Genomic DNA, 21,173 nt, shown 5'->3' on the forward strand with positions numbered 1-21,173 from the left:
GCGGAAAACACCGAGCCTACTTCTTGTCGCCGAGTACCATCGCGATCACGCCGACCGTCGCCCAGATCGCCAGGGCGGCGAACAGGCCGCCGAACAGGCTCAGGGAGAGGATCCCGTAGCCCACACCGCCCACGACGGCCGGCACGGCCGCGTAGCGGAAGGGGTAGTTGGCCGCGTAGCGGCGGCCGCGCCGGTCGGACTTCTTGCTGATCACGCCGCCGACGCCGCCGACGAGGGAGAAGAAGATCACGGCCGCGCCCAGGCCCGACATGACGGCGGGGAGCAGCCCGCCGCCCAGGTTGAGCAGGAAGAAGAGGGCGCCGCCCGCGGCGCCGCCCAGCACAGACGTCGTCCAGGGCCAGATCATCGTCGCCGAGGCGACGGGAGTGAATGCGTTACCGCGCTCCAGCGTCATGTCCACCGCTCCAGTCCGTTCGCGTGACGACCGCTCCGGACGGGCCGTCTCCACCAGCATGCATTGCCCCGGTCCGCGCGCACATCAGGGCACATCCCTGACTTACCCCGGAGTGTCCGCGGCCGCACCCCGCGGGTGCCGCCTGTGGACGGCCGGGAGAGCGCGGACCACGAACGGTCAACGAACGGCCGGCCCCGGGAGTGCCCGGCCCGGCACGGCCGGTCCGCCCTCGCGCCGCCTCCGCGCAGACCGCCCGCCGCCTCCTACGGATCCCGCCCACCGGGCGGCCTCCCGCCGCGGCCCGGACCGCGCACCCTGAGGAGTACCCCAGGAGGACCGGGTGGAGCGCACCATGGGCGGGAGCGCGCCGGGTGCCTAGCGTTCTCCGTATGACCCTCCCCGCGACCGCCCGCCCCGCCCGGCCCGTCGCCCCGGCCCGCCGGAGCGGCCCCGCCCGCGCTCTCCGCGGCGTGTCGGCGCTGCTCGGGGCCTGTGCGCTGCTGCTCCTGTCCGCCGCCCCCTCTGCGGCCGCGGCGGTCGCCTCCGCCCCGCCTCCCACTGCCGGGGCGGGCCCGGCCACCCCGTCCCCGGAGGCCGTCGACGCCTTGGTGGAGGACTACCGGGAGGCGACCGGCCTGCCCGGGGCGGCGGTGGTGCTGACCCACGGCACGGACATCGTGCACGTCGGCGGTTACGGCACCACCCCGGACGGCGCCCCGGTCACCGGCGGCACGCCCATGGCCATGGCGTCGGTCAGCAAGTCGTTCACCGCGCTGGCGGTCCTTCAACTGGCCGAAGCGGGGGAACTGGACCTGGACGACCCGGTGCGCGAGCACCTGCCCGAGTTCACGATGGCCGACCCCCGCGCGGAGCGGATCACCGTGCGCCAGTTGCTCGACCAGACCTCCGGCATGTCCGACGCCGAGTTCGCCTCCTACAGCCGGGGCCGGGAGACCCTCACCCTGCGCGAGTCGGTGGCCGACCTGCGCGGCGCCCGCCTGGCGGCCGAGCCCGGCACCCGCTGGGAGTACCACAACCCGAACTACCAGGTCGCCGCCCGGCTGGTCGAGGTGGTCGGCGGACGGCCCTTCGCCGACCACCTGGGGGAGGAGGTGTTCGCCCCGCTCGGCATGGACGCCACCACGACGATCGACACGGACCTGGACCTGCCCGCCGATGCCCGGGGCCACGTCGTCGTGCTCGGCCTGGCCCTGCCCGCGGACGAGCCGCCCGGGTTCGGGAACGGCTCCGGCGGGGTCGTCAGCACCGCCGAGGACATGGGGGCCTGGCTCACCGCCCACACGGCAGGGGGCCGTGGTCCGGACGGGGAGGAGACGGGACTGCTGTCGCCCGAGGGCTTCGAGGAGCTGTACACCCCCTCCGAGGCGTCCGGCTCCTACGCGCTGGGGTGGTCGCTGGGGCGGACCGCGTCGGGCGCGCGGATCGTGGAGCACAGCGGACAGATCATGACCGCCACCTCCCACCAGGCCCTGCTGCCCGAAAGCGGGCACGGCATCGCCGTCATGGCCAACACCGGCACCTCCGGCGCGGGGGCGAGCGCGCTGGCCGCCGCGCTCGTCGAACTCGTGGACTCCGGCGCGGCCCCGGAGCGGCCGGGGGCCGAGGGGGCGTGGGCGGTATGGACCGACGCTGTCCTGCTCGCCCTGGCCGCCGCGACCGTCCCGCTCGGAGTCCGCGGGGTGCGCCGGGCGGGCGGATGGGCGCTCGCGCGTTCGGGCCGGGCGCGGTGGGCGACGGCGGCGCGCCTGCTGCCGTACGCCCTGCCGCCGGTCTCGGCCGTGACCCTGCACGAGGTGCTCGGATGGCTGTACCAGGGGCGCGACATGGCCTGGTTCCAGCCGCCCTACCTGTTCCCCGCGTTCTGGGCGGCGCTGGTCGTGTGCTCCCTGGGCTGCTGCGCGGTGCTCGCGGCCCGGCTCGCGCGCCTCGCCGCGCTGACGAGGCCGGGCCGACCCGGGGGCCCGGAGCGGTCGTCGGCCGCGGGCGTGCGCACCGACGGCTAAGGACGGCCTCGAAAGCCCCCGGCCCGGAATCCCCGCACGGGGACCGGCGCCGCCGGCGTCAGCCCGCCGTCTCCACCGACCTCTCCAGGTCCGCCACCAGGGCCGGCCACGCCGTCCGGAACGCGGGCAGCAGCGGCAGCGCCTCCGCCGCCGTCACCGGGACCCACCGGACCTCGATGCTCTCCGAGTTGGCGGGGGAGAAGGGGGCCAGTTCCGGCACGCTCAACAGGAACGTGTCGTACCGCCACACCGCCAGGTCGTGCTCGTGCGTTCCCACCACCGTGTACCCGCCCAGGTCGCCGGAGATCTCCTCGCGGAACTCCCGTACCGCGGCCTCCAGCGGCGTCTCGTCCCGGTTGCGCGCACCGCCGGGGATCCCCCACATGCCGCCCATGTGCGTCCACTCGGCCCGGTGCTGGAGCAGCACGTGTCCGGTTCCGGCCATGTCGGTTCCGTACAACAACAGCCCCGCGGCACCGTAGACTCCCCAGCGCCTGGACCCGTCCGGCAGGTGCACCCAGCCGTTGCCGTCGCCGTCCTCCATCAAGCCCTCCTGATTCCCACGCGTCCCGCCCCCGCGCGCCGACCACCGTCCGCGACCGGGGTCCGGACACGGAAAGCCGCACCTCGTCGCGGTCCCTCCGTTCCCTACCCTCTACCCTTCTGAGAACCGATGGCCCGCTCGACGACTTCCGCAGCCCTGTTGCCCGTGTACGCGCTCGGCCTGGCCGCACGCTACTGGGTCCCCCTCCTGTGCGTCCACACCGTCGGCATGCTCGTGCACGCGGTGCTGATGCGCGGCCTGGTGCGCCTGGCCGACGTCGAGCAGACGCTCTCCCTGACGGGCCTGGGCCTGACCCTGCTGGTCACCCTCGTGACGTTCGTGATCATGTTCCAGCTGCTGCGCCCGGGGCTGCCCGTGATCGACTCCGAGCTGCGCTCGGAGGTGGTCCGGGAGGACCGGCAGCGCGGGTTCGTCGAACGCGAGCGCCGCGTGGTGGACGGGGTCGCCCTGGCGATCCTGCCGTTCCTGCTGTTCTACGCCGCCTGGGGCCTGATCCGCGAGCAGTACGACATGTACAGCATCGCCCTGCTCAACACCGGCGGCCTGGAGGCGTTCCAGGCTCCCGTCAACGTGCCCTGGTACGGGCTGCCGCTCATCGTCGCCGTCTCCGCGTGGCTGCTGCGCAAGCTCTGCTCGCACTTCTACCGCAAGGGGCACAGCGCCCTCCTGGGCATGCTCACCGCCCTGTTCGAGGGCGTGTGGGTGTTCATGTTCCTGTTCTCCCTGGGCATGGCGATCACCCAGGCGGAGGCCTGGCTGACCGGCCGGGTCTTCTGGGTGGAGATGCAGACCGGGGCCAAGGATCTGCTGAACGGGGCCGGCGCACTGGTCGGCCAGCCCGAGCTCTACGCCCGCATCCCGGTGTGGTGGGCCAAGGCGTGGAAGGCGGTCTCGACGGGGTTCGTGGGCCCGCTGCTGTGGCTGACGATCGCCGCGGTCGTCTACCGCGCCCAGGTCGACGACTATGACAGCGTCTTCGAGGAGCACCGCGTCCGCAACGGCCTGGACCGGGCGGTCAACCGGCTGGCCGGCACCGGCCGCTTCCTCGACCGGTTCGTCCGCAACGACCTCAAGGAGCAGATCTACCCCTGCCTGCACGCGCTGCGCTTCGTCCTGCGCGTGGGCCCGGTGTTCTACCTGTCGTACTCCCTGTGCTTCGTGCTGCTGGAGGTCGCGTTCACACAGCTGCACCGGCTGGTGTTCGTCCTGGCGGGCCCCGGCCCGCTGCACGCCGAGTGGTGGCCGCTGCTCCAGCCGATCGACTTCGTGATCGGCTCCCTGCACATGCTGCTGCGGGTGTGCCTGCTGGCGGCGGCCTTCGAGGTCGCGCTGCGCAAGGCGGAGGAGGACAGCGTCGGCCGCCGGGTGCGCCGGGTGGCGACGCACGCCCCCTCCGGGGGTTCCCGCCACGCCGGCTGACCCGTCCGGCTACTCCTCCAGCTCCTCGGCCTCGAAGACCAGGGCGTCGGGCCGGGGCCGTTCGGGGTCCGCGGAGGTGTCGACGGTGACCTCGTAGCGGAGGTCCCCGACCACGTCCTCGGGCACCAGGAACGACAGGATGATGGACTGCTCCTGCCCGGGGGCGATGGTCTCGCCCTCACCCGTGGTGCAGCCGTAGGCCCCGTCGCCCGCCTCCTCGCCGAAGTCGCGCATGGAGAACAGGTGCGTGCGCTCCCAGGAGCGGCCCTGCCCGTCCACGGCGCGGAACGCGCAGCTGTTCCGCAGCAGTTCGGCGGCCTCCGCGTCACCGGGGGTGACGCGGAAGCCGACGTCGAGGATCTCCAGCCCCTCGGGCGGCGGCTCGGAACCGCCCAGGAACCCGGTGATGTACCCGGTGACCCGCCACCGGCTGCCCGCGAGGTCCGCGGTGTCGCCGACGTCCACGGGCCTCGGCTCGGGCGGGATCAGCCCGGCCTCGGTCCCGTCGCGCACCTCGGTCGTGTAGGGCCAGACCAGCATGACCGGGAACAGCAGCACCAGCACCGCCGCGTAGGGCAGGTGCAGGCGCTTCCACAGCGGCCGGGCGTGCCGGACGGTCTTGCCCCTGGCCCCGGTGGGCGGGGGGTCGGGCTCGCCGAAGGCGCCCGGGGGCCCGCCGTGGGCCCCCGCGAACGCCTCCGGGCCCCGGAACGGTCCGGGGCGGGGGCCGTCGAACGGCCCGCCGACGGGGCCCCGGGGCGGCGGACCGCCGACCGGGGGCCGTGCGCCGTCCACGGGCCCCGGGGGAGTCCGGCGGCCGGGCGGGCCCGGCGGGTACGCCTCGGCGGGCGGCCCGTCCCCGGGACGCCGCGGTGCCCGGCGGTGCCCGCCGCGCGGTTCCTGAGGAGGGTGCCCTCCGGCGGGGCGGGGCGCGGGAGCCGGCGCGTCCGGCGGGCCCGGCGCCCTGCGTCGCCCGGCCCGCGGGCCCTGCCGCGGGTACGCCTCGGCGGGCGGTCCGCCTCCCGGGTACCCGTCGGCTCCGGTTCCGGGCCCCTGCGGCGCCCGGCGGCGTCCCGCCCGCGCGTCCTGCGGAGGCTGTCCCCCGCCGGGCTGCGTTCCGGACCCGGGGCCGTCCGGGGGCCCCGGAGCCCGGCGGCGGCCCGGGCGCGGACCCTGCCGGGGGTCCTGTGGCGGCTCCTGACGCCGGTACGCCCCGCCGTTCGCGGGGCCGCGCGGGTCCTGGGGCGGCCGCCCCGGAGCGCCGCCGAACCCCTCGGAGCCCGCGGACCGGTCCACCGGCCCCGGCCGCTGACGCACGGGGCGCCGGGGGATCCGCTGCTCCGGTGTTCCGGGAGGCTCCCCGGGGTAGCGGCCGTATCCGTCGGCCCGGCCCGCCGGGGGCGGGCCGGACGGCGGTCCGGGCACGCGGTACGGCGACGCCGGCGGCCCGCCCTCCCGCGGCGCGTCACCGTGTCGGGGCCCGCCGGGCCTGTCGGACCCGCGGGGGTCCCGGGGGTCCCGGGGCTCATTCGGACGCATCCGCGGCCTCCCCTGCGCCGTCTCCGCCCGGGGCGTCCCCGGACATGTCGATCTCGGGCCCGGTCAGCACCACCGCTTCGGGGCCCGGTTCGGCGCCGACCCCGTCCAGGGCGACCTCCACCCGCGAGGACAGCCGCTCCTCGTACCCGGGCCGGTGCGTGAGCACCAGCGTCGGCCCGTCCAGGCGGTCCGGGGGCACCTCGAACACGAACGCGCCCCGCTGCGGGATCGCGGGGGAGAAGGTCCCCCGGTCCAGCGACGCCCAGAACCAGCCCCGCTCCTCGTACACCACGCCGTCGGCCATCCGCAGTTCCGCCGAGACCCCGTGCATCGTGTGCTCCAGGGCGGTCACCCGCGCCCACACGACCACCCACACGCCGTTGGCGGGGATCTTCTCGGCGTCGCCGAGGACGCTGCCGGTCACCTCGATCTCGGAGGTGACGTCCACCCCGGACACCTCGGCCTCGAACGCGCGGCTGGACACCACCGACCCCTGTGCCCCCGCGGTCGCGACGGGTTCCACCAGCGCGTCGTTGGCGACGATGAAGCGCTGGACGAAGAAGATCGCGGCGATCAGGCCGAGGCACAGCACGAGGTTCAGGGCGCGGCGCCCGAAGCCGGGGCGGGACTGCGGGGACACGGTCAGCCCTCCCCGATCGGCAGGTCGACCGTTCCGACGCTGGAACCGGCGATCGGGGACCAGAAGAACCCGCCGCCGCCCGTCGTGACGAGCTTCTCCGCCTGGCGCACCGTGATCCGGACCGTGTCCACCTCGTCGGGGGAGACGCCGTCCGGCAGGGGCCAGCTGAGCAGGGCCTCCTCGCGCATGTGCGGCTGCAGCCGGGTGGTGACGCCCTGGGGATAGCGGGTCAGGGTCAGGTCGGGGTGCTTCACCCGGTGGTCGCCGGGGAACAGCCGCACGTCCATGGTCGAGCCGATGTCGAACATCGGCACCGGCAGGTCGGAGCCGTGCAGCTCCACGTCCACGAGGACCTGGACGACGGCGCCCTCCACCTCGTCGGAGGCCGGCGCCGCCTCGTGCGGGGTGATCTCGTACAGGACGTTGCGCAGCCGGGTGCCGGGCGGCTCCGGGGTGGGAGTGGCCGTTTCGAGTCCGCCGAACAGGTACAGGCCCAGCACGGCGACCGCCACGACGGCCGCCCCGACGGAGATCACCGCGGCACGCTGAACACGGTCGCCGGGGAGGAGGGGGTTGGGGCGACCGGGGGTTTCGTCCAGATGGGCGTGATGGGCCACGCGCCGCAGTGTAGGCGCAAACCCTCCTGACTCGCCGTAAACGGCCGGAAGAGGTCACACCGTCACCTGGGTCCACTCCCCGCGCGGGGGCGGCACCGGGTACCCCGCCCACTGAGCCCGAATCCCGCGGGGGAGGGGGGAACGGGGCCGTGAATGGCGATCGGATTCCTGTTTGCCCGGTGTCCGCCCGGGTATCGGAAAAGGCGAATGTGTCACCCCGGGTGCACGTCCATTCCACACTGCGTCGTTTCCCGAGCCCCCGGCTCCGGCCCCTTTCAGGGCTGTAAGTGGACTGAAAGCGGCCTGGAAGAGGATCTCTCTAGTGTCGAAGGCGTTCGGCACGACCGGTCGCCGCGAGAGGACGGCTCGCGAACCTCCCGACCGGATCGTCGTTCGTTGGACACATGCCACCCGTGGCGTTCCCTGAGGCGGAGTCCGCCACGGGTGGCCCGTCCGCCCCGAAGGGCGGTGAAGTCCGTGATGGTTCGCAGGCGACGTAGGGCCACCTTGCGGCTCTACACGAGTGCGGTGAGACGAGGAGTGCGAGTCCCCCAGATGCTGACTCTCGATGACCGCTTCGAGGAGATCGTGGCCGACGCGATGCCCGAGGCCAAGATGCAGCCCTACCGGGAGCCCGAGCCGGAGCCGGTGAAGCCGGTGCCCGCCGAACGCCCCGATGAGGGCGTGCCCGCCGAGGAGAAGCCCGCCGAGGAGAAGTAACAGCCCGGCGTAGCCAAAAGGTCACTCCGAGTATCTTTGACAGAGGGGGAGATACTCGGAGCTTTTGGCTTGCCCGGATTCCGCTTTTCCAGAATTCCGCTTGCTAGGGTTGCTCCTTGTGGAATTCGGTGTGCTCGGCCCCATCGCCGTCTGGTCCGACGGCCGACCGGTTGCGATCGGCGGACCACGCCAGCGCTGTGTGCTCGGCGCGCTCCTGGTGAACCTCGGCCGAGAGGTCACCGTGGACCGGCTCATCACCTACCTGTGGAGCGACGACCCGCCGCGCACCGCCCGTTCGGTCATCCAGGTCCAGGTCTCCCACCTGCGCAGATCGATTCCCGGAAGTATCTCCACCACGGCCGGCGGCTACATCTTCGACGCCGATCCCGACTCCGTCGACCTGTACCGCTTCCGGCGGCTGCGGGACGAGGCCGCCCGGGCGGCCCCCGAAGAAGCGCTGGAACTCCTCGACCGCGCCCTCTCCTGCTGGCGCGGCGTCCCCTTCTCCGGGGTCGGCTCCGAGGCACTGGAGCACACGGTGGTCGGCCCCCTCCGGGAGGAGCGCTGGTCGGCCGTCATCGCCTGGGCGACGTGCGCCCTGGGCCTGGGGCGGCACTCCGAGGTCGTCTCCCGCCTCACCCCGCTGGCCCGCGAGGAGCCGTTCCGGGAACGCCTACAGCACCTGCTCATCACGGCGCTCTGGCACGACAACGAGAAGGCCCGCGCCCTGGCCGCCTACGAGGACTTCCGGGTCCGGCTGGCCGACGAGCTCGGCGTCGACCCCGGCCCCGAACTGGCGGCCCTGCACGCGCGCATCCTCCGGGAGGACGCCGACCAGGGGCGCCGGACCGCAACGGAACCAACGGAATCCGAGACGGTCTACCGCGTCCGCAACGACCTGCCCCGGGACCTGCCGGACTTCACCGGCCGCGTGGACGTCCTGCGCAGCCTCGAAAAGATCTCCCTCGCGGACGAGGAGGGGGCCGAGGTCTGCGTCCTCACGGCCGCCGGCGGCGGGGGCAAGACCACCACGGCCGTGCATTTCGGTTACGAATCCGCCAAACGTTATCCCGACGGGCAGCTCTTCATCGACCTGTACGGGTACACGGCCGGCAAGGAGCCCCTGGACCCGTCTTCCGCGCTCGGGTCCCTCCTGCGCGCGGTGGGCGTCCCGCCCGAAACGATTCCCGAGTCCCTGGAAGAGCGGTCCGCCCTGTGGCGCGCCACCCTCATGGGGCGGCGGACCCTGCTCATCCTGGACAACGCGTCCAGCTACTCCCAGGTCAGCCCGCTGCTCCCGTCCTCCCCGGGCTCCCTGACCCTCATCACCTCCCGCAACGAGCTGTCCGGGCTCAGCGGCGCCCGGTTCCTCTCGCTGGGCATGTTCGACGAGCGGTCCGCCCTGGACCTCTTCTCCCGGGTCCTGGGGGAGGAGCGCGTCAGGGCCGAGGAGGACCGGGCCCGCGAGATCGTGCGCATCTGCGGCGGGCTCCCGCTGGCCCTGCGCGTGATCGCCGGCCGCATGCTCAGCCGCCCCCGCTGGACCTTCGGGCACGTGGCGCGGCGGCTCGGCGAGCAGAACCGCAAGTTCCGCGAACTGCAGGTGGACGGCCAGAGCGTCGAGACCGCCATCGACCTGTCGTACCAGAGCCTCAACGACGAGCAGCGGAGCGCCTTCCTGACCCTGGGCCTGATGATCGGCGACAGCATCGACCTGGCGGGCGGGGCGGCGCTGCTGGGCGTCTCGGTGGAGGAGGGCGACGACATCCTCCAGGAGCTCGTCGGCGTCTGCCTGCTCGACGAACCCCAGGGGGACGTGTACCGCATGCACGACCTCATAAGGGATTTCGCGCTGGACAGGGCCACCGCCGAGTTCGGCGCCGAACGTGTGGACCGCATCCGGGGCAGGCTGGCGGAGCACTACCTGCTGACCGCCCAGCACGCCGCCGACCTGCTGGGTCCCAGGGCCCTGCACGATGACGAGCGGTCCGACTCCGGGTACCGCACCGAACTCCTGCGGCGCGAGGACGCCGAGGAGTGGTTCGACCTGCACCGGGAGAACCTGGCCGACACCATCGACTACTTCGCCTCGCGGGACAACGGGGAGCACGCCTGGCGCATGGCCGAGTCGGTGTGGCGCTTCTACGCCCTGCACGGCCAGATGGGCCTGCTCGTCAGCTCCCAGGAGCGCGCGCTCCAGGTCAGCGACCGGCAGGGGAACCGGCGGGGGCGGGCCGTCACGCTCATCGGGCTGGGGATCGGCTACTACTTCGCGGGGCGGTTCGACGACGCCCTGCGCATGCTCACCGAGGCGAGGGACCTGCTGGCGGCGGTGGGGGACAGCCGGGGCAGCATCCGGGCCCTGGCGAACCTGGGGATGGTCTACGAGCGGGTCGGAAGGCTCCGGGACTCGGCCGAGGCCATCAGCGGAGTGCTCGACCACGCGGTCGCCCTGGGGGACCGGCGCCTGGAGTCCCTCCAGTGGAGCAACCTCGCCGTGGTCCGCCAGGCGCTCGGGCAGTACGAGGAGGCCCTGCACTGCGCGGCGCGGTCGATGGAGACGGTCCCCGAGGAGGACGTGGGAGCGTCGGCAGCCCTGGTCAAGCGGGTCATGGGGGAGGCCAAGGTCGGCCTGGGGGACATCGAGGGGGCGCTGCGCGACCTCGATGAGGCACTGGAGCTGTCCCAGCGGCTGCGGTTGGTCGGCAGCCGGATCTACGTCCACAACTCCCTCGGCATCGCCTACCGGGCCGCGGGGTGTCCGGAGGAGGCCGTCGAGGCCCACCGGGCGGCGCTGGCCCTGGCCGAGGAGTCCGGGGACCGCAGCGGCGACGCCGAGATCCTCACCGACCTGGGGATCACCCACGCCGAGGCTGGCCACCACGAGGAGGCCGCGGTCGCCCTGGAGAAGGCGCACGCCATCGCCCTGGAGCGCGACGAGCGCTACACCGTCGCCCGTGCCTGCCTGGCCCTGGGCACCCTGCCCGCGCCCACGGTGACCGCCGACCGGGCCGAGGGGCTGCTGCGCACGGCGGCGGAGATCCTCACCGAGGTGGGGTCGCCCGACGCCGAGCGCGCCCGCGCGGCCCTGGCCGACCGCTTCGGCGGCTGAACCGGGCCGGGCCGTCCGACCGGCGCATCGACCACAGGCACACGGTGGCGGGCAGTACCCGCACCGGCCGGGGCACGCGGGGGTAGACGGCCCGCGTGACGGCGAGGATCCCGTCGAACAGCCGCTGCCGCCCCGGCGACCAGGGCAGGCCGAACCCGTCGCGCAGCCGTTCCGGCAGGAGCCCGGCGGTGAGCAACCGCTGGAGGGGCATCAGCGCCCGCAGCACCGGCTGACGGGGCCGGAACAGGCGGCGGGTGATGTCGCGGGCCTCGTCTCCCACCTCGAGCCGGGCCGACGCCTCCTCCCAGTAGGCGTCGAACGCCTCGGGGGTCTTCGGCCAGGCCTCGGCCGGCAGGCCCAGGGCGGTGCCGAACACCGACGCCTCCCGCATGAAGAGCGCGTACTCCTCGTCGTCGCGGAACCCGCCGAACACCATCGTGTACACGCGGGCGGCGTTGTGGCAGAGCGTCGCCGCCACCCACAGCAGGAGGTCGTCGTCCAGGGCGCGGTAGCCGGGGCCGGTGATCTTCTTGTGCATCGCCCGGACGACGGCGTGCAGGCGTTCGCGCTCCTCGGCGGTGCCGTACACGGTCCCGTAGACGTAGGCGAGCGTGCCGAAGAGCCGGGAGAAGGGGCGGTGCTCGAAGTCGCTGTGGTGGTACACCCCGTGGGCGACGCTGGGGTGGGCGATCTGGAGCAGCACGGCGTACCCGGCCCCGCCCAGGAGGCAGGACTCCGCGGTGATCCGCCGGAGCGGCGATTCATCGGACGATCGGCCCATGTCCAGGATCGTAGAAGACGAAAGGCCTTCTCCAGAAGGGACACGCGCCCTACCTTCTCTCTCATGCGAGACATGCGTGACGACGACACCGCCCTCCTGCGGCTGCTGGGCGAGGACGGGCTCGCCCGGGTCGACGCCGCCATCCGGGAGCGCGGCCTCCTCGCGGGGGTCGCCGCCGTCCGGGAGGCCTTGCGCTCCCGGGGCGGTCTGAGCCTGTACGACGCGCGGGACATGGTCCTCGAAAGGTTCGGGGAACTCGGAGTCGACCCCTGTCCGCCCACGCCCCCGCTCGACGTGGAGGAGATGGCATCCAGGGCCGAGGGGCACCCCTCCCGGCCCCGAGAGGTCGCGGCCGTCTGGGACGGGGACGACTTCGGGTGGTACCTGGTCCTGGAGGCGCACTGCGAGGACGGGACGACCCTGGACCTGGGGTGGATCCGGCGCGGCGGCGACCTGAGGGTCCTCAACGGCAGGGTCCCGCCCTGGCCGGAGGCAGTGGAGGCGCGCGAGGCCGGTACGGCCCTCGCCGCCCGGCTCGGGGTGCCGTTCCGGTTCGACCATCCGGACACCCCGGACTTCTCGGACTGATGCCGGAGCCGGTCCGGTCGGACCGGCTCCGGGGGCGGTTCCGGTGTCGGTCCCGGGGGCGGCCGGGTTCCCGTGAGAGGGGCTTCAAGGGACGGGTAAGGGAAAACTATCCCTTTGGTGAGGTCCAGTGGTCGGAGCCCCATCGGCCCGGATTGGTCTACACCTCTCTCCGGCCGGACCGCCCGCGCGCCGCCGCCCCCATCGCCCCTGCTCTCACTCCACGTGCCCGTCCGGTCGCCACCCGTACCAGTGGCCGGAGAGCGCGCAGTGGTCCGGAACGCGGTCCGGTCCCACCCTCCCCTCCCGTGTCACCAGGCCCCTTGCACTCTTCGTCACAGCCTGCCTACGGTCTTCCGCAACGGGCGGGAACCCCCGGTGCACAGGGGTTTCCGGGACGACGCCGTCCGGTGCCCGGGGCCCATCCGAACCCCGAGCGCCCAGCCCGGCCCTGGACCGGCAACGGTCCGGGTCATCCCGCTACGCGTCCCCCGGTGTGCCCCCACACCATCGGGACCTTGACCCACACAGAAGGGCCCCGCATGCAGATCCGCAGGAACGACAGCCCCCGCAAGCAGCGTTCGCTCCGCGCCGCGACGGCGCTCGCCGCCGCCACCACCCTCTTCTTCGGCCTCATGCCCATGGGCACGGCCAACGCGCACGGCTACATCTCCAACCCGCCGAGCCGCCAGGCGCAGTGCGCCGCCGGAATCGTCGAGTGCGGTTCCATCCAGTGGGAGCCGCAGAGCGTCGAGGGCCCCAAGGGCCTGACCAGCTGTTCCGGCGGCAACGCCCGCTTCTCCGAGCTGGACGACGACAGCCGGGGCTGGCAGCGGACCGACGTCGGCCGCACCCAGTCCTTCACCTGGACCATCACGGCCAACCACCGCACCTCCACCTGGGAGTACTTCATCGGCGGCCAGCGGATCGCCGTCTTCGACGACGGCGGCGCGCAGCCGCCCTCGACCTTCTCCCACACCCTGGACCTGTCCGGCTACAGCGGCCCGCAGAAGATCCTCGCGGTGTGGAACGTCTACGACACGGCCAACGCCTTCTACGCCTGCATCGACGTCAACGTCCGCAGCTGACCCCCGCCGCACCCCCCGTGCGGCCCCCGGCCCGGCCCCGCACCCGGGCCGGGGGCCGCGGCGGTGCCGGGACCGCCGACCGGTGTACCGATCCGCATCCGGGGCCGTGACCTGGCCCGGCGCGTTGATCCGGCGGTGAAAGCGGCCTACCGTCCGAACATGGACACCGATGCGGTCAAGGTGGCCGGGCTGACCGTCCGCCGCGGCGGACAGGACGTGCTCACCGGACTCGACCTGAGCGTTCCGGCGGGCGAGGTGGTCGGCCTGCTCGGACCCAGCGGCAGCGGCAAGACCACGCTCATGCGCGCGATCGCCGGCGTGCAGCGGATCTCCGCCGGCACCGTCACGGTGCTCGGCCACCCGGCCGGAGCGGCCCCGCTGCGCACCCTGATCGGCTACGCGGCCCAGACGCCCTCGGTCTACGCCGACCTCACCGTCCGGGAGAACCTCTCCTACTTCGCCTCCGTCCTGCGGGCGCCCCGGACCGATCCGGACCGGGTCATGGCGGAGGTCGGGCTCGCCGACCTGGCCCGCCGCCCGGCGGGCGACCTGTCCGGCGGCCAGCACGCCCGCGTCAGCCTGGGGGTCGCCCTGCTGGGGAGGCCGCGGCTGCTGGTCCTGGACGAGCCGACCGTGGGACTGGACCCGGTGCTGCGCGAAGAGCTGTGGTCGCTCTTCCACGGACTCCGCGACCGCGGCACCACCCTGCTGGTCTCCAGCCACGTGATGGAGGAGGCCGGGCGCTGCGATCGGCTCGTGCTGATGCGCGAGGGCCGCCTGGTCACCGAGGAGACACCCGCGCGGCTGCGTGCGCGCACCGGTGTGCAGGACCTGGAACAGGCCTTCCTCCGGATCGTCCGCGAACCCGAACCGGGGCACGGCCGCCACGAGCGCCCGGCGCCCGGGACCCGCGGGAACCCGGCGCCCGGCACCCCCGGCGGGGGTGAGGGCTGATGCGCCCCGCCCTCACCGGAGCCACCGCGCTGCGCATCCTGCGCCAGCTCCGCCACGACCCGCGCACGGTCGCCCTGCTGCTGCTCGTCCCGTCGCTGCTGCTGGTGCTGCTGCGCTTCGTCTTCGACGACGAGGCGTTCTTCGCCCGGCTGGCCCCGCAGCTGGTGGCGATCTTCCCGTTCGTCGTGCTGTTCCTGATCACTTCGATCGCGACCCTGCGCGAGCGCCGCAGCGGCACCCTGGAACGGCTCATGACCCTGCCGGTGGGCCGGTTCGACCTGCTCCTCGGGTACGCCCTGGCGTTCGGCCTGGTCGCCGTCGCCCAGGTGGCCGTGGTGATCGCGGTGGCGCTGTGGCTGGGCATGGAGACCGAGGGGTCGCTGTGGACGCTCGGCGCGATCTCCCTGGCCGACGCGCTGCTGGGGATCGCGCTGGGGCTGTTCGCCAGCGCGTTCGCCCACAGCGAGTTCCAGGTGGTGCAGTTCATGCCGGCGTTCGTCATGCCGCAGGTCCTGCTGTGCGGGCTGTTCGCCCCGCGCGAGGACATGGCCGACGCCCTGTACCTGGTCTCCGCGGTGATGCCCCTGTCCTACGCGGTGGACGCCATCACCGAGGCGGTGGAGCGGCCCGAGGTGACCGGAGACCTGCTCGTGGACACCGGGATCGTCCTGGGCTCCGCCGTGCTGGCGCTGCTCCTGGGGGCGGCCACCCTGCGCCGCCGGACACCCTAGGAGCAGGGCGTCCCTGGTGGCGGGGCTACACTGCGGCGGAACGGAACGCTTCCCCCACCCCCGCACCAAGAAGGGCGAAACGGAACATGGGCTTCTTCGACGGCCTGCGCCGGCCCCCGGCGCCGACCCGGCCGCTGGACCGGGACACCGTGGACCGGGTGCTCGTCCTCGTCCGCGACCGGCGCAAGATCGAGGCCATCAAGCTCGTGCGCGAGCGCACCGGCATGGGACTGGCCGACGCCAAGTACACGGTGGAGGCGCTGGAGGAGGGGCGCCGCGTCCCTGTCGAGCCGACACCCGGCCGCAGCCTCGCCGACCGGGTCCGCGAACTGCTCGGACAGGACCGCGTCGCCGATGCCGTCGTCCTGGTCTCCCGCGAGACCGGCATGACCGAGACCGAGGCCGCGCGGTTCATCGACAGCCTCGGCCGATGAGATGAACCGCAGGCTGGACGGGCTGGAGCAGCGCATCGCCGCCGCGCTGCAGATCGACGGCCGCGCCTCCTGGCGCCGGATCGCCACCGTGCTCGCCGAGCCCGAGCGCACCGTCGCCCGGCGCGGCAACCAGCTGCTGGCCTCCGGGGACGTCACCGTCGCCGGGATACTCCCCCAATCGGCGTCCACCCTGCTGCGGGTCCGCTGCGCGCCCGGCACCGCGCGCATGACCACCGAGTCCCTGGCCCAGCGCGCCGACTGCACCTTCGCCTACATGACCACCGGCGGCACCGACTGCGTCGCCGAGCTGATGTTCGACGCGGAGCGGCTCCCGCAGGTGCTCGGCACGGAGATCCCGGCCACCGTGGGCCTGCGGGCCGCGGTGAGCTACCCGGTGCTGCGGTACTTCCGCACCATCCGCGGCTGGCGCTTCGGGCCGTTGACGACCGCCCAGTCCGACGCCCTGGCCCGCGAGTACTCCGCGGACCGCGGCGGATTCCCGGACCAGGGCGAGCTCACCGCGCAGGACCTCCAGATCGCCGGGGTGCTGGCGGAGAACGGGCGGGCCGGGTTCGAGGAGATCGCCCGGCGCACCGGCGTCTCCGAGAGCACGGCGAGCCGCCGCACCGACTGGCTGCTGCGCCGCGGCCACATCCACCTGCGCGCCCTCGTGGAGCCCGCGCTGGTCGGGCTGCCGGTGGAGGCCATGCTGTGGATCCGCTCCGCGCCCCACCGGGTGGACGGCATCGGCCGGGAGCTGGCCGGGGCGCGGGAGGTGCGCTACGCCGCCGCGCTGGCCGGGGACCACCAGATCGTGGCCAACGTGACGGTGCCCGACACCGCGGCGCTCTACCGGTTCGTCACCGACACGCCCTGGGCCGAGCAGGTCGACGCAGTGGAGACCACCCTGCTGCTGCACGCCCGCAAACGCGGCGGCCGGATGCTGTCCGCGGGCTGACCCGGCCGCCCGTCCCCCGCGGCCCGCCCGGCGCGCCACCCGGACGGGCCGGGATCCGGACGGGCCCCCGCGGCCCGCTACGCGGTCGCCACCGGCCGCAGCCGCTGGCCTGCGCCGATGTCCGGCCTGCGGTCCACGCACCGCGTCCGGTCCTCGAACGCCTTGGCGTAGCGGAGCAGCTCCACGTCCCGGTAGTGGTCCACCGCCATCTGGAAGCCCACCGGGAGCCCGCCCGGAGTGAACCCGGCCGGCATCGCCAGCACCGGCAGGCCGGTCGCGGACAGCAGGCAGGCCGACCGCATCCAGTCCAGGTAGGTCGTGGACTCCACGCCGTTGATCCGCTCCGGGTACCGCAGCCGCGCGTCGAACGGCAGCACCTGCGCCGCAGGGGAGAGGAAGAGGTCGTAGCGCTGGTAGAACCGCCGGACCGCGGCGGCCAGCCGGGTCCGCGCCGCGGCCGCGTCGATGATCCGCTGCGCGCTCAGCCCCCACCCCGCCTCCACGTTCCAGACCACCTCCGGCTTGACCAGGTCGCGGTGGGCGCGGACCAGCGGGCCCAGCGCGGAGGCGAAGTCCAGGGCCCGGGTGGTGTGGAACACCTCGTCGGCTCCGGCGAGGTCCGGGGCGGCCTCCTCCACCACCGCCCCCGCGTCCTCGAACACGCGCAGCCGCTCGGTCAGCACCGCCAGGACCTCCGGCTCCACCGGCACGCCCATCCCCAGGTCCGGGCTCCACCCGATCCGCACCCCGCGCAGGTCGCCGACCAGCGGGCCCGCGAAATCGGCCCCGGTCAGCGGCGCCGGGGGCAGCACCCGCTCCGACGGGCCGGCGACCGCGGACATGAACAGGGCGATGTCGGACACCTCGCGGGCCATCGGCCCGGTGCGGGCCAGCCACGCGTGGTCGTTGTCGGCGGCGGGCGCCGGGACCACCCCGTAGGAGGGGCGGAAACCGACCACGTTGCAGAAGGACGCCGGGATGCGCAGAGACCCGCCCATGTCCGAGCCCTCCCCCAGCGGCTGGATCCCGGCGGCGATCGCCGCGGCCACCCCGCCCGAGGAGCCGCCCGCGCTGCGCGAGGGGTCGTACGGGTTGGTGGTGGTGCCGAAGACCTCGTTGAACGTGTGCGACCCGGCGCCGAACTCCGGAACGTTGCTCTTGCCGGTGGCGATGACCCCCGCCCCGCGCAGCCGGGAGACGAGCAGGTCGTCCTCCTCCGGCACGTGGTCCGCCAGCACCGGGGAGCCGTTGGTACTGCGCATCCCCGCCACCGCGTGCGTGTCCTTGTGGGTCATCGGCAGGCCGTGCAGGGGCGGCAGGTCCGCCCCCGAGACGGTGAGCCGGTCGGCCGCGTCGGCCGCCTCCAGGGCCCGCTCCGGGTCCACGGTGACCACGGCGTTGACGGCCGGGTCCACCTCCGCGATCCGCTCCAGGTGCGCGGTGACGGCCTCCCGCGCGGAGACCTCGCGCCGGCGGATCGCACCGACCAGCTCCGCCGCCGACATCCGCTCAATCCCGTCCATGGGTCCTCCGAATTCCTCCACCGCTCCGGGCCGTCAGCGGCCCCGGACTCGACGCGCCCAGTTTCCGCGGTGGCGGCGCGCGCCGGAACGGTGCGGGGTGATGTGTCGCACTTTGCGGGAAACGGCCACGTCCGTGGCGATTTCCCGCATCCCTTGCCACTCCGGAGACCACTGCCCGAGGGTTGGCGCAATCGGGGCGCAGAACGCACCCCGCCCACCTCGGGAAGGAGCGTCCTCAGGTATGGCACCCCCTGTCCCCACGGTCGCCGCCACCGCGCTCACCTCCGCGGCCGAAACCGTCCCGGCGCCCGCCGCCGCGGCGGCGGACGGCATCGCGGCGGTGTCCGGGACCCCGGTCCTGTGGCTGTGCGCGCTCGGCGTCTTCGCCGTCATCTTCGTCCAGACCTTCATCTACATGCGGGCCGCCCGGGTCGCCGGACCCGACGTCGGCATGAGCCGGGACGAGCTCCGGAACGCCTACCGCGCCGGGGCCGTGGCCTCCATCGGCCCCTCGCTCGCCGTCGTCCTGGTGGCCGTCGCCCTGCTCGCCCTCTTCGGCGCGCCCGCCGTCCTCGTCCGCATCGGACTGATCGGCTCGGCGAGCACCGAGGTCGCCTCGGCCGGCGTCGCCGCGGGCACGGTCGGCGCCACCCTGGGCGGCGACGGCTACACCCCCTCCGTCTTCGCCCTGGCCTTCGTGGCCATGAGCCTGTCCGGCGGCATGTGGATGCTCGCCACCCTGGTCCTGACCCCCCTGCTCAAGCGCGGCGGCAAGAAGCTGGACGCGGTGAACCCGGCCGTCATGGCGGTCGTCCCCGCCGCCGCACTGCTCGGCGCCTTCGCCATGCTGACCGTCACCGAACTGCCCAAGTCCGGGATCCACGCGGCCACCGCGCTCACCTCCGCCGCCGTGATGGCCGGATGCCTCGTCCTGGCCCGCGCCCTCAAGGCGGCCTGGCTCAAGGAATGGGCGCTCGGGTTCGCCGTCATCACGGCCCTGGCCGTCGCCTACCTGGCCCACACGGCGTGAACCCCCGCAAGCGAGTGGAGAAGACGACATGACCGCGGACGACACCGGCGCCACCGCCATGGCGGCGTTCGAGAACACCACCTCACGGTGGGGGCGGGCGACCATGGTCGCCGGGCTGGCACTCTCCCTGGCCGGGCCCCTCTACCTGGCGTTCTTCGCCGACCTGGGACTGGACGCCGCCCGGATCTGGGTCGCGTTCCTCGCCGTCGCCGCCACCTTCGGCGTGTTCTGGGTGCTGGAACCGCTGACCTACTACCCCATCCTGGGCCCGGCGGCCATGTACCAGGCGTTCATGATCGGCAACATCTCCAACAAGCTGCTGCCCGCCGCGGTCGTCGCCCAGGCCAGCGTCGACGCCCGGCCGGGCACCCGGCGCGGCGACCTGACCGCGGTGATGGCCATCTGCGGGGCGGCCACCGTGCACCTGACCTCACTGCTGGTCGGCGTCGGGCTGCTGGGCACCTGGCTGATCTCCGTGCTGCCCGCCGGGCTGATCGAGGTCGCCCGGCTGTACATCCTGCCCGCCGTCATGGGCGGGGTGCTGGTGCAGTGCATCGTCACCATGCGCCGGTACCGCACCACCGCCATCGCCGTGGCCGCGGCGCTGGCCGTACAGTTCGCCCTGCTCCCCCTCGCACCGGGGCTGGCCCTGTTCTCCACCGCCCTGTGCGTGGCGGTGACGATGGTCCTGGCCTGGTTCCTGCGCGACCGCCGTATCGTGCACGGGACCGCCGCCGACAACGCCCCCGAACCCGCCCCGACCCCAGAGGAAGGCCGCCGATGACCGCCGAGACCGCCCCCGCCGTCACCGACCCCGAGCGCATGCACCGGATCTACCGGCACCTGCACACCCACCCCGAGCTGTCCATGCAGGAGCACGCCACCGCCGACTTCATCGCGGCCGAGCTCGACGACCTCGGCATCGAGAACTTCCGCTGCGGCGGCACCGGGGTGGTGGGCGTCGTCCGCAACGGCGAGGGGCCCGTCGTCGCGTTCCGCGCCGACACCGACGGGCTGCCCATCGCCGAGGACACCGGACTGGAGTACGCCAGCACCGCCACCGGCACCCTGGAGGACGGCACCGAGGTGCCCGTCATGCACGGCTGCGGGCACGACACCCACGTCACGTCCCTGCTCACCGCCGCCCGCGAACTGCTCGGCCGCGCCGGCGAGTGGTCCGGGACCCTGGTGCTCGTGTTCCAGCCGGGGGAGGAGACGGCCGCGGGCGCCCGGGCCATGGTCGACGACGGCCTGTGGGACCGCGCCCCGCGCCCCGAGGTCGTCCTGGGCCAGCACGTCATGCCCTCGCGCGCCGGAAGCGTCACCATCTCCCACGGCACCGCGATGGCCATGGCCGACGCGCTGCGCGTGACCCTGTACGGCAGGCAGTCCCACGGTTCGCAGCCGCAGTCCTCGATCGACCCCATCGTGCTCGGCGCGCACGTGATCGCCCGCCTCCAGACCATCGTGTCCCGCGAGCTGGACCCGCGCTCCCCGGCGGTCATCACCTCCGGCACCTTCCACGCGGGACTGAAGGAGAACATCATCCCGGACCGGGCGGTGCTCACCCTCAACATCCGCTCCTTCGAGGAGGACGTGCGCGAGCAGGTGCTCGCCGCGGTCCGCCGGATCATCGCCGCCGAGGCCGCCGCCTCCAACGCCCCCGAGCCGCTGGTGGAGGAGATCTACACCTTCCCGCGCTGCTACAACGACCCCGGCGCCGCCGCCCGCGTCGAGGCGGCGCTGCGCGCCGAGCTCGGCGAGGACAACGTGTCCGTCGGCGAACCGGTGATGGGCAGCGAGGACTTCGGGCACCTGGCCGACTCCATCGGCGTGCCCGCGGTCTACTGGATGTTCGGCGGCTTCGACCCCGACGCGGGCGAGCCCCCGGTCAACCACTCCCCGTTCTTCGGCCCGCTCATGGAGCCCACCCTCACCACCGGCACCCGCGCCGCCGTCGCCGGCATCCTCGCCTACCTCGGCACCAAACCCTGACGGACCCCGCGAACGCCGAGAGGCCGGTCCCGAAGGACCGGCC

The 21,173-nt window shown here is 73.8% G+C and carries 20 protein-coding genes; 13 read left to right on the forward strand and 7 right to left on the reverse strand.

What is annotated here, in order from left to right:
• Nucleotides 1–16: 16 nt before the first annotated feature.
• Nucleotides 17–415, reverse strand: coding sequence for a hypothetical protein (locus K1J57_RS09685; protein ID WP_220564102.1), 399 nt, complete (start codon nucleotides 413–415; stop codon nucleotides 17–19).
• Between the two features lie 389 nt (nucleotides 416–804).
• Between K1J57_RS09685 and K1J57_RS09690 the strand changes: the two genes are divergently transcribed.
• Nucleotides 805–2,439, forward strand: coding sequence for a serine hydrolase (locus tag K1J57_RS09690; RefSeq protein ID WP_220564103.1), 1,635 nt, complete (start codon nucleotides 805–807; stop codon nucleotides 2,437–2,439).
• Nucleotides 2,440–2,497: 58 nt separating this feature from the next.
• Here the strand turns inward: K1J57_RS09690 and K1J57_RS09695 are convergent, their stop codons facing one another.
• Nucleotides 2,498–2,983: an NUDIX hydrolase gene (locus K1J57_RS09695; RefSeq protein WP_220564104.1), complete on the reverse strand. Its 486-nt coding sequence runs from the start codon at nucleotides 2,981–2,983 to the stop codon at nucleotides 2,498–2,500.
• A 165-nt stretch (nucleotides 2,984–3,148) separates the two neighbouring features.
• Between K1J57_RS09695 and K1J57_RS09700 the strand changes: the two genes are divergently transcribed.
• Entirely contained in the window at nucleotides 3,149–4,423 is a 1,275-nt protein-coding gene (locus K1J57_RS09700; RefSeq protein ID WP_255647149.1) for a hypothetical protein, read from the forward strand.
• Nucleotides 4,424–4,432: 9 nt separating this feature from the next.
• Here K1J57_RS09700 and K1J57_RS09705 read toward each other — a convergent pair whose 3' ends face one another.
• The 3 genes from K1J57_RS09705 to K1J57_RS09715 form a co-directional block, all read right to left on the reverse strand.
• On the reverse strand, nucleotides 4,433–5,218 hold the full coding sequence (locus tag K1J57_RS09705) for a hypothetical protein (RefSeq protein WP_255647287.1): 786 nt from the start codon (nucleotides 5,216–5,218) through the stop codon (nucleotides 4,433–4,435).
• Nucleotides 5,219–5,948: 730 nt separating this feature from the next.
• Complete coding sequence (locus K1J57_RS09710; RefSeq protein WP_220564106.1) at nucleotides 5,949–6,602, reverse strand: hypothetical protein; 654 nt, start codon at nucleotides 6,600–6,602, stop codon at nucleotides 5,949–5,951.
• Between the two features lie 2 nt (nucleotides 6,603–6,604).
• Nucleotides 6,605–7,138, reverse strand: a complete 534-nt coding sequence (locus K1J57_RS09715) for a hypothetical protein (RefSeq protein ID WP_220564107.1) — start codon at nucleotides 7,136–7,138, stop codon at nucleotides 6,605–6,607.
• 636 nt (nucleotides 7,139–7,774) lie between these two features.
• Here K1J57_RS09715 and K1J57_RS09720 point away from each other — a divergent pair.
• Complete coding sequence (locus K1J57_RS09720) at nucleotides 7,775–7,939, forward strand: hypothetical protein (RefSeq protein ID WP_220564108.1); 165 nt, start codon at nucleotides 7,775–7,777, stop codon at nucleotides 7,937–7,939.
• Between the two features lie 130 nt (nucleotides 7,940–8,069).
• Nucleotides 8,070–11,051, forward strand: coding sequence for a BTAD domain-containing putative transcriptional regulator (locus K1J57_RS09725; protein WP_255646935.1), 2,982 nt, complete (start codon nucleotides 8,070–8,072; stop codon nucleotides 11,049–11,051).
• Here K1J57_RS09725 and K1J57_RS09730 read toward each other — a convergent pair.
• Nucleotides 10,984–11,832, reverse strand: a complete 849-nt coding sequence (locus K1J57_RS09730) for an oxygenase MpaB family protein (protein ID WP_220564109.1) — start codon at nucleotides 11,830–11,832, stop codon at nucleotides 10,984–10,986. The genes K1J57_RS09725 and K1J57_RS09730 overlap by 68 nt on opposite strands.
• A 72-nt stretch (nucleotides 11,833–11,904) precedes the next feature.
• Between K1J57_RS09730 and K1J57_RS09735 the strand changes: the two genes are divergently transcribed.
• From K1J57_RS09735 to K1J57_RS09760, 6 genes are all read left to right on the forward strand, one after another.
• Entirely contained in the window at nucleotides 11,905–12,420 is a 516-nt protein-coding gene (locus tag K1J57_RS09735) for a hypothetical protein (protein WP_220564110.1), read from the forward strand.
• A 539-nt stretch (nucleotides 12,421–12,959) separates the two neighbouring features.
• Nucleotides 12,960–13,505, forward strand: a complete 546-nt coding sequence (locus tag K1J57_RS09740) for a lytic polysaccharide monooxygenase auxiliary activity family 9 protein (protein WP_220565436.1) — start codon at nucleotides 12,960–12,962, stop codon at nucleotides 13,503–13,505.
• A gap of 159 nt (nucleotides 13,506–13,664) precedes the next feature.
• A complete protein-coding gene (locus K1J57_RS09745; RefSeq protein WP_220564111.1) occupies nucleotides 13,665–14,459 on the forward strand; it encodes an ABC transporter ATP-binding protein in 795 nt (264 codons plus the stop codon).
• Nucleotides 14,459–15,190: an ABC transporter permease gene (locus K1J57_RS09750; protein WP_220564112.1), complete on the forward strand. Its 732-nt coding sequence runs from the start codon at nucleotides 14,459–14,461 to the stop codon at nucleotides 15,188–15,190. Before K1J57_RS09745 ends, K1J57_RS09750 begins: the two co-directional genes overlap by 1 nt.
• Before the next feature lie 86 nt (nucleotides 15,191–15,276).
• Nucleotides 15,277–15,624 carry a ribosomal protein L7/L12 gene (locus K1J57_RS09755; RefSeq protein ID WP_220564113.1) on the forward strand — a complete coding sequence of 116 codons (348 nt, stop codon included), beginning with the start codon at nucleotides 15,277–15,279 and terminating at the stop codon, nucleotides 15,622–15,624.
• A 1-nt stretch (nucleotide 15,625) separates the two neighbouring features.
• Nucleotides 15,626–16,582, forward strand: coding sequence for an Lrp/AsnC family transcriptional regulator (locus K1J57_RS09760; protein ID WP_220564114.1), 957 nt, complete (start codon nucleotides 15,626–15,628; stop codon nucleotides 16,580–16,582).
• A gap of 77 nt (nucleotides 16,583–16,659) precedes the next feature.
• Here K1J57_RS09760 and K1J57_RS09765 read toward each other — a convergent pair whose 3' ends face one another.
• Nucleotides 16,660–18,105 carry an amidase family protein gene (locus K1J57_RS09765; RefSeq protein ID WP_220564115.1) on the reverse strand — a complete coding sequence of 482 codons (1,446 nt, stop codon included), beginning with the start codon at nucleotides 18,103–18,105 and terminating at the stop codon, nucleotides 16,660–16,662.
• A gap of 241 nt (nucleotides 18,106–18,346) precedes the next feature.
• Here K1J57_RS09765 and K1J57_RS09770 point away from each other — a divergent pair, with 241 nt between their 5' ends.
• From K1J57_RS09770 to K1J57_RS09780, 3 genes are read left to right on the forward strand one after another with little or no spacing between them, the layout of a single operon-like run.
• The gene (locus tag K1J57_RS09770; protein ID WP_220564116.1) at nucleotides 18,347–19,135 is read left to right on the forward strand and encodes a DUF5058 family protein; all 789 of its coding nucleotides are present in this window, start codon (nucleotides 18,347–18,349) and stop codon (nucleotides 19,133–19,135) included.
• Between the two features lie 28 nt (nucleotides 19,136–19,163).
• Nucleotides 19,164–19,919, forward strand: coding sequence for a hypothetical protein (locus K1J57_RS09775; RefSeq protein ID WP_220564117.1), 756 nt, complete (start codon nucleotides 19,164–19,166; stop codon nucleotides 19,917–19,919).
• The gene (locus tag K1J57_RS09780; protein WP_220564118.1) at nucleotides 19,916–21,130 is read left to right on the forward strand and encodes an amidohydrolase; all 1,215 of its coding nucleotides are present in this window, start codon (nucleotides 19,916–19,918) and stop codon (nucleotides 21,128–21,130) included. The genes K1J57_RS09775 and K1J57_RS09780 overlap by 4 nt, the downstream gene beginning before the upstream one ends.
• Nucleotides 21,131–21,173 lie beyond the last annotated feature (43 nt).

Source organism: Nocardiopsis sp. MT53 (assembly GCF_019598965.1).
Lineage (GTDB): Bacteria > Actinomycetota > Actinomycetes > Streptosporangiales > Streptosporangiaceae > Nocardiopsis > Nocardiopsis changdeensis.

What these genes read in the sequence shown, in the direction of transcription:
- K1J57_RS09685 (WP_220564102.1), bottom strand. Translation starts at nt 415, where the DNA reads ATGACGCTGGAGCGCGGTAACGCATTCACTCCCGTCGCCTCGGCGACG.
- K1J57_RS09745 (WP_220564111.1), top strand. Translation starts at nt 13,665, where the DNA reads ATGGACACCGATGCGGTCAAGGTGGCCGGGCTGACCGTCCGCCGCGGC.
- K1J57_RS09750 (WP_220564112.1), top strand. Translation starts at nt 14,459, where the DNA reads ATGCGCCCCGCCCTCACCGGAGCCACCGCGCTGCGCATCCTGCGCCAG.
- K1J57_RS09780 (WP_220564118.1), top strand. Translation starts at nt 19,916, where the DNA reads ATGACCGCCGAGACCGCCCCCGCCGTCACCGACCCCGAGCGCATGCAC.
- K1J57_RS09755 (WP_220564113.1), top strand. Translation starts at nt 15,277, where the DNA reads ATGGGCTTCTTCGACGGCCTGCGCCGGCCCCCGGCGCCGACCCGGCCG.
- K1J57_RS09740 (WP_220565436.1), top strand. Translation starts at nt 12,960, where the DNA reads ATGCAGATCCGCAGGAACGACAGCCCCCGCAAGCAGCGTTCGCTCCGC.
- K1J57_RS09690 (WP_220564103.1), top strand. Translation starts at nt 805, where the DNA reads ATGACCCTCCCCGCGACCGCCCGCCCCGCCCGGCCCGTCGCCCCGGCC.
- K1J57_RS09735 (WP_220564110.1), top strand. Translation starts at nt 11,905, where the DNA reads ATGCGTGACGACGACACCGCCCTCCTGCGGCTGCTGGGCGAGGACGGG.
- K1J57_RS09720 (WP_220564108.1), top strand. Translation starts at nt 7,775, where the DNA reads ATGCTGACTCTCGATGACCGCTTCGAGGAGATCGTGGCCGACGCGATG.
- K1J57_RS09775 (WP_220564117.1), top strand. Translation starts at nt 19,164, where the DNA reads ATGACCGCGGACGACACCGGCGCCACCGCCATGGCGGCGTTCGAGAAC.
- K1J57_RS09760 (WP_220564114.1), top strand. Translation starts at nt 15,626, where the DNA reads ATGAACCGCAGGCTGGACGGGCTGGAGCAGCGCATCGCCGCCGCGCTG.
- K1J57_RS09730 (WP_220564109.1), bottom strand. Translation starts at nt 11,832, where the DNA reads ATGGGCCGATCGTCCGATGAATCGCCGCTCCGGCGGATCACCGCGGAG.
- K1J57_RS09765 (WP_220564115.1), bottom strand. Translation starts at nt 18,105, where the DNA reads ATGGACGGGATTGAGCGGATGTCGGCGGCGGAGCTGGTCGGTGCGATC.
- K1J57_RS09695 (WP_220564104.1), bottom strand. Translation starts at nt 2,983, where the DNA reads ATGGAGGACGGCGACGGCAACGGCTGGGTGCACCTGCCGGACGGGTCC.
- K1J57_RS09770 (WP_220564116.1), top strand. Translation starts at nt 18,347, where the DNA reads ATGGCACCCCCTGTCCCCACGGTCGCCGCCACCGCGCTCACCTCCGCG.